The organism is uncultured Nostoc sp. (genome assembly GCF_964245445.1).
Classification (GTDB): domain Bacteria; phylum Cyanobacteriota; class Cyanobacteriia; order Cyanobacteriales; family Nostocaceae; genus Nostoc.
Genome location: NZ_CAXTNE010000301.1, coordinates 6,516 through 9,004, shown reverse-complemented (window position 1 = coordinate 9,004; position 2,489 = coordinate 6,516). Strand labels below are relative to the sequence as shown.

The window sequence follows — 2,489 nt, the reverse complement described above, 5'->3', positions numbered from 1 at the left end:
CCCTGCTCCCCTGCTGTCTTTATGATGATCTCACAAAATCGCATTGCTCCCTTTTCCACTCATGATCGACTCTGGCTGTGAGTTGTTGTGTATCTAAAGACCCTCTACGATAAAATGATGCTCCTGTAGGGCCATAAGTGCTAAAATAATCTTGGTTATAACCAACTGAGGTTGTAAGATTAGAGCTTTCCCCATTACCTAGTCGAGTTTTCCAAGATAAGCCAATATTTAAACCATCGTGGTCTAATCTATCTCTTTGGAGAGGGAACCCAAAATAAATTAAGCCGCGACGACTGCTGAGTTTAGTAACATCTAAATTCAAAGAATTTTTTTTATCTAAATCTACTCCAATGCTACCAAAGTAAGTACTTGTAGCTGTGTCTGCATTTGATAAAAATCCCTGTTCATCACGATTTGCTGCACCTACAGGAACGCGGTAACGGTTATCTGTAAAGAATCTTTCAAAGCTGAAGTTATATTTGACATTATCAGATGAACCACCATAAGTTACTTGTTGATTATTTAAACTTAATGAGCCAAATTCTGCACTAGCGCTCAATTTAGGTTTGCCATAACCTTCCTTGGTGATAATATTCACAACTCCTCCAAAAGCTGAAGAACCATATAAAGCGGAGGCTGTGCCGCTATATAATTCCACTCGTTCAATAGCCTCTACAGGAATGCTATTTAAGTCAGTTCCACCATGATAAGTGTTGACATTATTATTAATTGGTCTGCCATTAATTAGAAATACAGACTGATTAATTGAGGCTCCCCGATAGTATGTACCTGTGTGAGTATCTGCACCATGACCTACATCATTGATCGCAAAACCAGGCATTCTTTTCAAAATATCAGCTAAACTTGTAGCGCCCTGCTTTTGAATTTCTTCTTTATCAATTACGTAAGTTAGAGTAGATTGAGGTAGGTTATCTGGTTCTGCGATGACTTCTATAGAAATCTCTGCATCATCGCTCGGAGTTTGCTCTGTTTCTGGCTGAGTTTCTGGATTAACTTCACTCGGTGCAGATTGTTGAGTTAATAATTCGGCATTAGTGACGGGTAGCTCAATTTCACTCAAACTCGGAATATCTAAAATGATTTCGGTTGATTTATCAGTATTTCTCTGCTCAATTTCACTTTCAGCAGCAAAGCCAGGAGACGCTATCAGTAAACTCGGTAAAGCAACTGTTAGCAACAAAAAATCCTTTTTCACGTTCTCTTTCACACCAACTAAAAACGGCCACCACGTAGTATTGTTGCTGTAATAGTAAAATCATGTCAAAAGACACGCTGTCATATTTCCACAACTCAGATTCCCCGATTTTTCTAACAAATCGGGGAATTTTGTTGTTCACAAATGATTAAGTAGGGCTATAGCAGTTTTTATTTACGCGAAGTATATACAATTTTTATGGATACAAGTTTCCAGTTTTAAAAACAATTTTTACTCGCAACTCTAATTAAAAAACGCAGAGCTTCATTTACTGCTTCCGAATTAGGAAATATTTCTGCAACATCAGCTTCTAAAAACACTATCAACTTTTCAATATTATTGAAATTATCTTCAGCATTTTTTAGATAATTATTTTTATAAACCTGATTTGATTGAGGTTTATGTTGTTTTATGGTTGTTTGGGAAGATGTAGCATTTAATTTATTAATAAGTGATTCCCAACTACTAACTTTCAGGTTAAAATAAGCCTTTGCATCCCGTAATGTTTTAAACTGTTGCTTAAGAATATCAACAGTATAAATATGCTTTTGAGATGCCTGGTTTTCTAGATTAAGGTCTGACTCAACCATATCAACTACTTCAGTAATAAGTCGATCATGATTTTCGGCAATTTGAGCAGCAGCCCCTAAAATCTTAGAAGTTACTTTTATCTGTACATCAGTTTCTTGTTTAAGGCGATTAGCAATACTGCGAATTTGATCTCCCAACCTCGCTTTACCTTGTTTTTGCGTCGTTGGGAGTGATTTTTTACTCATAAGTATGCTTATTTATTCAGAAAGTATATCTTTAATAGCCAGCCAGATGCGTTTAAACTTTTGTACCAAACCCATAGGATTGTTAGTCGTTTCTTCTTCTACCGAATCAACTAGAGATTGAATTCGATCCATACGTTCTGCTACAACGTAAAGACTGTTTACTGCTTCATCCTTACTTTCTAAAGATTGACGCAGTAGCACAACCATCTGGGCAATTTCCCGTTTTAGTCTTTCATTCTCTGCTTTCCGGCGAGTTTCCCATCCCTTAATACTAGCTTTGGAACGTCGCTCATGCTTGAGTTCTGCTTTAGTTTCATTGTATAAACCTAAATACATTTCTCGTTCAGAGTTTACTACCTCATATTTGGTAAGTAATTCAGTCGCTCTCGCTTTTTCTTCGTTATAGAGGCAAAGCGTTTGTTGATGACTTTGTTGTTCATCAATATATAAGTGGTAATTTTGAGTAACTCGCTCTTTTAGCTCATTAGCTTCGAGTT

2 protein-coding genes and 1 pseudogene are annotated in these 2,489 nt (G+C 36.6%); all 3 read right to left on the bottom strand.

Translation table 11 applies throughout. The annotated features are described in order from the left end of the window. Positions 1 to 52 precede the first annotated feature (52 nt). Positions 53 to 1,216: pseudogene (locus ACFE90_RS32360) on the bottom strand (TonB-dependent receptor); the annotation flags it as partial. Between the two features lie 218 nt (positions 1,217 to 1,434). Continuing rightward, positions 1,435 to 1,992 carry a hypothetical protein gene (locus tag ACFE90_RS32355; RefSeq protein WP_375506410.1) on the bottom strand — a complete coding sequence of 186 codons (558 nt, stop codon included), beginning with the start codon at positions 1,990 to 1,992 and terminating at the stop codon, positions 1,435 to 1,437. A 12-nt stretch (positions 1,993 to 2,004) separates the two neighbouring features. After that, a partial coding sequence (locus tag ACFE90_RS32350) for a hypothetical protein (RefSeq protein ID WP_375506409.1) occupies positions 2,005 to 2,489 on the bottom strand: 485 nt, incomplete at its 5' end.

Bases quoted from the DNA above. Each gene is read 5' to 3' on its own strand.
- ACFE90_RS32355 (WP_375506410.1), bottom strand. From the start codon at position 1,992: ATGAGTAAAAAATCACTCCCAACGACGCAAAAACAAGGTAAAGCGAGG.